The 7834-nt window shown below is 44.6% G+C and carries 8 protein-coding genes; 7 read left to right on the top strand and 1 reads right to left on the bottom strand.

The annotated features are described in order from the left end of the window. The 7 genes from RAC86_RS31910 to cotN form a co-directional block, all read left to right on the top strand. Nucleotides 1-556 (top strand): cytochrome c biogenesis protein (locus tag RAC86_RS31910; RefSeq protein WP_377885917.1); only part of this gene is annotated, 556 nt, incomplete at its 5' end. Between the two features lie 32 nt (nt 557-588). Beyond that, on the top strand, nt 589-1533 hold the full coding sequence (hemC, locus tag RAC86_RS31915) for a hydroxymethylbilane synthase (protein WP_015251536.1): 945 nt from the start codon (nt 589-591) through the stop codon (nt 1531-1533). Then, a complete protein-coding gene (gene hemD / locus RAC86_RS31920; RefSeq protein WP_029727111.1) occupies nt 1523-2311 on the top strand; it encodes a uroporphyrinogen-III synthase in 789 nt (262 codons plus the stop codon). The genes hemC and hemD overlap by 11 nt, the downstream gene beginning before the upstream one ends. Beyond that, on the top strand, nt 2308-3282 hold the full coding sequence (gene hemB, locus RAC86_RS31925; RefSeq protein WP_198878588.1) for a porphobilinogen synthase: 975 nt from the start codon (nt 2308-2310) through the stop codon (nt 3280-3282). The genes hemD and hemB overlap by 4 nt, the downstream gene beginning before the upstream one ends. 29 nt (nt 3283-3311) lie before the next feature. After that, entirely contained in the window at nt 3312-4604 is a 1293-nt protein-coding gene (hemL, locus tag RAC86_RS31930; RefSeq protein ID WP_015251539.1) for a glutamate-1-semialdehyde 2,1-aminomutase, read from the top strand. Between the two features lie 130 nt (nt 4605-4734). After that, the gene (spoVID, locus tag RAC86_RS31935) at nt 4735-6462 is read left to right on the top strand and encodes a spore coat morphogenetic protein SpoVID (RefSeq protein ID WP_377886441.1); all 1728 of its coding nucleotides are present in this window, start codon (nt 4735-4737) and stop codon (nt 6460-6462) included. A gap of 32 nt (nt 6463-6494) precedes the next feature. Further along, nucleotides 6495-7520: a spore coat protein CotN gene (cotN, locus tag RAC86_RS31940; protein WP_377886442.1), complete on the top strand. Its 1026-nt coding sequence runs from the start codon at nt 6495-6497 to the stop codon at nt 7518-7520. 18 nt (nt 7521-7538) lie between these two features. Here cotN and RAC86_RS31945 read toward each other — a convergent pair whose 3' ends face one another. Continuing rightward, nucleotides 7539-7730, bottom strand: a complete 192-nt coding sequence (locus RAC86_RS31945; protein WP_003222590.1) for a hypothetical protein — start codon at nt 7728-7730, stop codon at nt 7539-7541. Nucleotides 7731-7834: the final 104 nt, after the last annotated feature.

Below are 7834 nucleotides of genomic sequence, written 5' to 3' on the forward strand. Positions count from 1 at the left end.
TGTTGACTTTATCGTGTTTTTTACAAATGTTATAGGATTTTCTATGATCGCCATTCACACATTTTCACCGACAGAGCAGCAGTCAGCTGCTTTTTCCGGGCAGCTTGTATCCGAGCTTTTGGTGATTCATATTACAATGGCGATTCTTTCATACGGCGCTTTTTCCCTTTCTTTCGTTTTTTCTGTGCTATATATGTTTCAATATCATCTGCTGAAAAAGAAAAAGTGGGGAAAATGGCTGTTGAGAATAGAAGATTTATCTAAGCTTGATTATATGGCGTATGTTTTAAATGTCATCGGGGTTCCGATGCTGCTGCTGAGTTTGATTCTCGGCGTCATATGGGCATATGTCTCACTAGAAACGCTGTATTGGTTTGACGCCAAAGTGCTTGGTTCGTTTGTCGTCCTGCTGCTGTACAGCTATTATCTTTATATCAGGCTGATTAAAGAGCTGCAAGGAAAGGTCGCTGCACTGTGGAATACGGCTTGTTTTCTGGTGCTGATGATCAATTATTTCCTGCTTGGAAGCCTGTCGCAATTCCATTGGTTCAGTTAAACGATGTCCCAAGCAGATTCGGGAGGAAAGAAATGATGAGAACGATTAAAGTAGGTTCCAGACGAAGCAAACTCGCTATGACTCAAACAAAATGGGTTATTCAAAAACTGAAGGAAATCAATCCTTCGTTTGCTTTTGAAATTAAAGAGATCGTGACAAAGGGCGACCGGATTGTCGATGTTACACTCTCAAAAGTGGGTGGAAAAGGGCTGTTTGTCAAAGAAATTGAACAGGCGCTTTTAAACGAAGAGATTGATATGGCTGTGCACAGCATGAAGGACATGCCTGCTGTTTTGCCTGAAGGCCTTGTGATCGGCTGTATTCCTGAACGGGAGGACCCGCGTGATGCCCTTATTTCAAAGAATCGCGTAAAGCTTTCAGAAATGAAGGAAGGTGCTGTCATTGGCACAAGCAGTTTAAGAAGAAGCGCGCAGCTTTTGATTGAGCGCCCTGACCTTACAATTAAATGGATTAGAGGTAATATAGATACAAGACTTCAAAAGCTGGAAACAGAGGATTATGACGCGATTATTTTAGCGGCTGCCGGACTTTCTAGAATGGGGTGGAAGCAAGATGTCGTAACCGAATTCCTTGAGCCTGAGCGCTGTTTGCCTGCTGTGGGGCAGGGAGCACTGGCGATTGAGTGCCGAGAATCGGATGAAGAGCTGTTGGCGTTGTTTTCTCAGTTTACAGATGAATATACAAAACGGACTGTCTTAGCGGAACGTGCTTTTTTAAACGCGATGGAGGGCGGCTGCCAGGTTCCGATCGCAGGCTACTCCGTGTTAAATGGACAGGATGAAATTGAAATGACAGGTCTTGTCGCTTCACCTGACGGCAAAATCATTTTTAAAGAAACCGTCACCGGAAACGATCCGGAGGAAGTAGGAAAGCGCTGTGCCGCTCTTATGGCTGACAAAGGAGCAAAAGATTTAATTGATCGTGTAAAACGGGAGCTTGATGAGGATGGAAAATGATTTTCCGTTGAAAGGAAAAACAGTGCTTGTCACCCGGAATAAGGCACAGGCAACATCATTTCAGCAAAAAGTGGAGGCGCTTGGCGGTAAAGCGGTTTTAACCTCTTTGATTACGTTTCGCCGCGCTTTGCCGAATGATGTTGCGGAACAGGTAAGGGAGGATCTAACCGCGCCAGGCTGGCTTGTTTTTACAAGTGTGAACGGGGCAGACTTCTTTTTTTCTTATCTGAAGGAAAATCAGCTTATTCTCCCTGCGCATAAAAAAATTGCAGCCGTCGGTGAAAAAACCGCCCGCCGTTTAAAAACGCATAACGTATCGGTTGATGTGATGCCACAGGAGTATATTGCTGAACAATTGGCTGACGCTCTTAAGCAGCATGCTGAACCGGGGGAGCCCATTACCGTGATGAAAGGGAATTTGTCACGTGATGTGATAAAACAAGAGCTTGTCCCGCTCGGTTTTGAAGTAAAGGAATGGGTTCTCTACGAAACGATTCCGGATGAAGAAGGCATTGAGGCACTGAAAGACGCTGCGGGTCAATATTCCTTTGACTATGTAACATTTACGAGTTCATCAACCGTACATACGTTTATGCATGTCTTGGGAGAAGAATTAAAAAAGTGGAAGGCGAATGGGACGGCCTGTATCAGCATTGGACCTTTAACAAATGATGCCCTTCTGACGTACGGCATCACATCGCATACGCCTGATACATTTACAATAGATGGCATGCTTGAGTTAATGTGCAGCATGTCAAGAGAGGAAGAGAGAATATGAGTCAATCATTTAATAGACACCGCCGCCTGCGGACATCAAAAGCAATGAGAGAAATGGTAAAGGAAACACGTTTGCATCCATCAGATTTTATTTATCCGATTTTTGTCGTTGAAGGGCTGGAAGGCAAAAAAGCTGTTCCGTCAATGCCTGATGTTTACCATGTATCATTAGATTTATTGAAGGATGAAGTAGCGGAGCTGGTCAAACTGGGCATTCAATCTGTTATCGTCTTCGGCATCCCAGAAGAAAAAGATGATTGCGGAACACAAGCGTACCATGATCACGGAATTGTCCAAAAAGCCATCATAGAAATTAAAAAACACTTCCCTGAAATGGTTGTTGTCGCTGACACGTGCCTGTGCGAATATACAGACCACGGCCATTGCGGACTTGTCAAAGACGGGGTCATCCTCAATGATGAATCGCTGGAGCTTTTGGCGCAGACAGCTGTCAGCCAAGCGAAAGCAGGTGCGGATATCATTGCGCCATCAAACATGATGGACGGATTTGTTACAGTGATCAGAGAAGCGCTTGATAAAGAAGGATTCGTCAATATTCCAATCATGTCTTACGCTGTGAAATATTCTAGTGAGTTTTACGGTCCGTTCCGTGATGCAGCAAACAGCACACCGCAATTCGGAGACCGCAAAACATATCAGATGGACCCTGCCAACCGTATGGAGGCACTCCGCGAAGCACAATCAGATGTCGAGGAAGGCGCGGACTTTTTGATTGTCAAACCTTCGCTTTCTTATATGGATATCATGCGTGACGTAAAAAATGAGTTTACTTTGCCGCTCGTCGCTTATAATGTAAGCGGAGAGTATTCAATGGTGAAGGCTGCAGCGCAGAACGGCTGGATCAAAGAAAAAGAAATTGTGTTGGAAATTTTGACAAGCATGAAGCGCGCGGGTGCCGACCTGATTATTACGTATCATGCGAAAGACGCAGCGAAATGGCTTGCGGAGTAATTTTATTCAGTTGACAGGAGTTGAGGCAGATGAGAAGCTATGAAAAATCAAAAACGGCTTTTAAAGAAGCGCAAAAACTCATGCCGGGCGGTGTGAACAGTCCCGTTCGCGCATTTAAATCGGTAGACATGGACCCGATTTTTATGGAGCGTGGAAAAGGCTCGAAAATCTTTGATATTGACGGGAATGAATATATTGACTACGTCTTGTCATGGGGGCCTTTAATTTTAGGGCATACAAATGACCGCGTCGTAGAAAGCCTCAAAAAAGTGGCTGAATACGGGACAAGCTTCGGTGCTCCGACTGAAGTAGAAAATGAACTGGCTAAGCTCGTCATTGATCGTGTGCCATCTGTAGAAATTGTACGAATGGTAAGCTCCGGAACAGAGGCTACAATGAGTGCCCTCCGTTTGGCAAGGGGCTATACGGGCCGCAACAAGATTTTAAAATTTGAGGGCTGCTACCACGGACACGGCGATTCTCTCTTGATTAAAGCTGGTTCAGGTGTTGCCACTCTCGGTCTGCCTGACAGCCCGGGGGTGCCTGAAGGCATTGCGAAAAACACCATCACCGTTCCGTACAATGATTTAGAAAGTGTAAAGCTTGCTTTCCAGCAATTCGGTGAAGACATTGCGGGAGTCATTGTAGAGCCAGTTGCCGGAAATATGGGTGTTGTTCCGCCGCAAGAAGGTTTCCTGCAGGGTCTGCGTGATATCACTGAGCAGTACGGCTCCCTGCTGATTTTTGATGAAGTGATGACTGGCTTCCGGGTCGATTATAACTGCGCTCAAGGCTACTTCGGCGTAACGCCTGATCTGACTTGTTTAGGAAAAGTAATCGGGGGCGGACTTCCTGTCGGCGCTTATGGCGGAAAGGCAGAAATCATGGAGCAGATCGCTCCAAGCGGTCCGATCTATCAAGCTGGTACATTGTCAGGCAACCCGCTTGCGATGACGGCTGGCTTAGAGACATTGAAACAGCTGACACCTGATTCCTACAAGAATTTCATCAAAAAAGGCGACAGACTGGAAGAAGGAATTTCAAAAGCCGCCGAGGTTCATGGCATTCCGCATACCTTTAACCGTGCAGGTTCGATGATCGGTTTCTTCTTTACAAACGAACCAGTCATTAATTATGAAACAGCGAAATCATCTGATTTGAAGCTGTTCGCAAGCTATTATAAAGGGATGGCAAATGAAGGGGTATTCCTTCCGCCATCACAATTCGAAGGTCTTTTCCTCTCAACGGCCCATACTGATGAAGATATTGAAAACACAATCCAGGCAGCTGAGAAAGTATTTGCTGAGATCAGCCGCAGATAAGAGTGAAAACCGGTATCAAGGACTCCTTGTGCCGGTTTTTTCGTGCTCTCCCACTCATATTTTCTCCAGTTCATACATACACCTTTAGTGACATCTAATTTTAAGGATTAGATGAAAGGAGGATATGAACTTGCCGCAAAATCATCGATTGCAATTTTCTGTAGAAGAATCGATCTGTTTCCAAAAAGGACAGGAAGTTTCTGAACTGCTTTCTATTTCATTAGATCCTGATATTAGGGTTCAGGAAGTAAATGATTATGTATCAATCATAGGATCGCTTGAACTTACAGGTGAGTACAACATAGATCAAAACAAACATACCGAAGAGATTTATACAGATAAGCGGTTTGTTGAACAAGTCAGAAAGAGAGAGGATGGAAGTGCGGAACTGACTCACTGTTTTCCTGTGGATATTACCATTCCGAAAAATAAAGTGAGCCATTTACAGGATGTCTTCGTCTTTATTGACGCATTTGACTATCAATTGACGGATTCGCGCATTTTAACAATTCAAGCTGATTTAGCGATTGAAGGGCTTTTGGATGATACGCAAGACAAAGAGCCGGAGATACCTTTATATGAAGCTCCTGCGGCATTCAGGGAGGAAGAGCTTTCAGAGCCGCCGGCACATAGTGTAGTAGAAGAACCGGGTGCATCATCGGCAGAGGAAGCAGTTCTTCAGCATGAACCGCCAGCCGAACCGCCAGAACTTTTTATCTCAAAAGCGGGGCTCCGTGAAGAACTGGAGACAGAAAAAGCAGAATCTGAGCCGCCTGAATCGGTTGCTTCAGAACCAGAGGCCAGAGAAGATGTAAAAGAGGAAGAAGAGTCAGAAGAGCTTGCTGTGCCGGAAACGGAGGTTCGTGCTGAATCGGAAACAGAAGAATCTGAGCCAGAACCTGATCATTCAGAAATAGAGATTCAAGAGATCGTTAAAGCAAAAAAAGAAACGGCAGAGCCGACAGCTGCAACAGCGGATGTTCGTGAAGAAGCAGACTCTCCAGCGGAGACTGAGCTTCGTGAACACGCTGGAGCAGAAGAATCGCCTGCTTTGGAAGCTGAGCTTCATTCAGAGACTGTGATTGCAGAGGAAAAAGAGGAAACAACAGTGTCTCCTAATCATGAATATGCGCTGCGCCAAGAGGCTCAAAATGAAGAAGCAGCTCAATCGGATCAGGCTGATCCTGCGCTTTGCCATGAAGAGGCGGAACCGGATGAAGCTTTGGAGAGTGTATCAGAGACCGCTCTCTCCATAGAAGATAGCAGAGAAACAGCTTCAGCTGCATATGTGGAGAATGACAAAGCCGATTTACATTTCCATTTCAATCAAAAAACAAGCTCGGAGGAGACATCTCAAGAAGAATTGCCTGAACCGGCATACCGTACCTTCCTGCCTGAACAAGAAGAGGAAGATTCTTTTTATTCAGCGCCTAAGCTGCTGGAGGAGGAAGAACAAGAGGAAGAGAGCTTCGAAATTGAAGTGAGAAAAACACCATCAGCTGAAGAGCCTAAGGAAGAAACACCTTTTCAATCCTTCCAGCTGCCTGAATCTTCTGAGACTGAAAGGAAGGAAACGGATGCTGTTCCTAGGGTTGCTCCTGCTCCTGAAACGAAGGAACCTCAAACAAAGGAAAGTGATAATTCTCTTTATTTAACAAAACTCTTTACAAAAGAAGCGGATGAGTTTTCGAGAATGAAAATATGCATTGTACAGCAGGAAGATACGATCGAGCGTTTATGCGAACGGTATGAAATTACATCCCAGCAGCTGATCAGGATGAATTCTTTAGCATTGGATGATGAATTAAAAGCAGGACAGATTCTCTATATTCCTCAATATAAAAATAGCCATGCGTAAACCGTAAGCGATCGGAAAATGTGGTGAATGAAATGGAAGATACCCAATCGGTTCTTCGGGAATACGGACTGACTGCTCAATTTATTGAGCCTGTCAGTCCTCTTGTTTGGAAAGTGTATACAGACTACGGCGTATTTGCCCTGAAAAAATTGAAAGAGGGTCGCGGCAAGCATTTTACAGATCATATGGTGGCGATTGAGGAAAAAGGCTTTCGTTCATTCGTTCCTGTTTACAGAACAAATAGCGGTGAGTTTTTCTCAGCAGGCATACAATACGGAGATACCTACTATTTAATGCCTTGGCTCCAATTTGACCAAGAGGAAGAACGGGATCAGAAACATGCTTATTTATTTAGAGAAACAGCCCGTCTTCACGAGAGAACCGCGCAGGAACTAAAGGTTAGACGTGATGAGATTGAACGTTATTACGGGCAAACGAAAAAAAAGTGGGAACAAGATAAAATTTTCTATGAGCAGTTTGTGGATAGAGCGGAGAAGGAATGGTACCTTTCTCCCTTTGAACTCCAGGCCATAACCTATTTTTCTGAAACCATTTCCGCGGTGAACTTTGCGCTGGAACGGCTGGAGGACTCGTATGAGTCCGCAAAGGAAAAGGACGTTTCAAGGGTTGTAATGAACCACGGCAGCCTGTCTATACACCATTTTCTGTATAATGATGCCGGGACCGGATATTTTACAAACTTCGAAAGAGCATCTGTCGGTCCTCCGCAAAACGACCTGCTCGGCTTTTATACAAAAATGTTCAGAGGCTTTCCGAAAGCTTGTCCGGAATGCGTCGAATGGTTTTATGGATATACGAAATCATTCCCTTTGCGTGAAGCGGAAGTCAGCCTTTTCCTCAGCTATATGGCATATCCGGCAGCCATGTACAAGGTGCTGAACGGTTATCAAACTGGGAAACGACAGCATGAAAAAGAGGAATGTACACAATTATTAAAGGCTTATTGGCAAATGAAAAATATAGAGCCGTTTGTGATGAAAATCCATCAGATTGAACAAGAGAAAAAATTTCAGGCTGAAAACGAGTCCACGTCTTAATGGCGCGGACTTGTTTGTTTATATCCATTCTAAATGAAGGGCGCAAGCTAAAAAGATTAGGATTGCGAGCAGCAAAACATCAAAGGTTGTCGGAAAGAAAATGGTTCTGATTCCTTGAAAAATCGTAATGGGAATAATCACTTGTGCGGATACAAGCCGAATTTGCCTTACCCATGGCGGCAGTGAATAAGAGCTGAAACGTTTCTTCACGGTGCATCCTCCTCTACGCATTTACAAGCATCATATGTAAACTTGGGCAATAGGTGCCTGCCCATCTGTATAGAAAGCGGTGTTTTTGGAAAAGATGATTGACG

This window comes from Bacillus sp. LR_5 (assembly GCF_042709275.1).

Excerpts from the sequence above, each read along its gene's own strand:
- hemC (WP_015251536.1), top strand. The coding sequence starts at position 589 with ATGATGAGAACGATTAAAGTAGGTTCCAGACGAAGCAAACTCGCTATG.
- hemD (WP_029727111.1), top strand. The coding sequence starts at position 1,523 with ATGGAAAATGATTTTCCGTTGAAAGGAAAAACAGTGCTTGTCACCCGG.
- hemB (WP_198878588.1), top strand. The coding sequence starts at position 2,308 with ATGAGTCAATCATTTAATAGACACCGCCGCCTGCGGACATCAAAAGCA.
- hemL (WP_015251539.1), top strand. The coding sequence starts at position 3,312 with ATGAGAAGCTATGAAAAATCAAAAACGGCTTTTAAAGAAGCGCAAAAA.
- cotN (WP_377886442.1), top strand. The coding sequence starts at position 6,495 with ATGGAAGATACCCAATCGGTTCTTCGGGAATACGGACTGACTGCTCAA.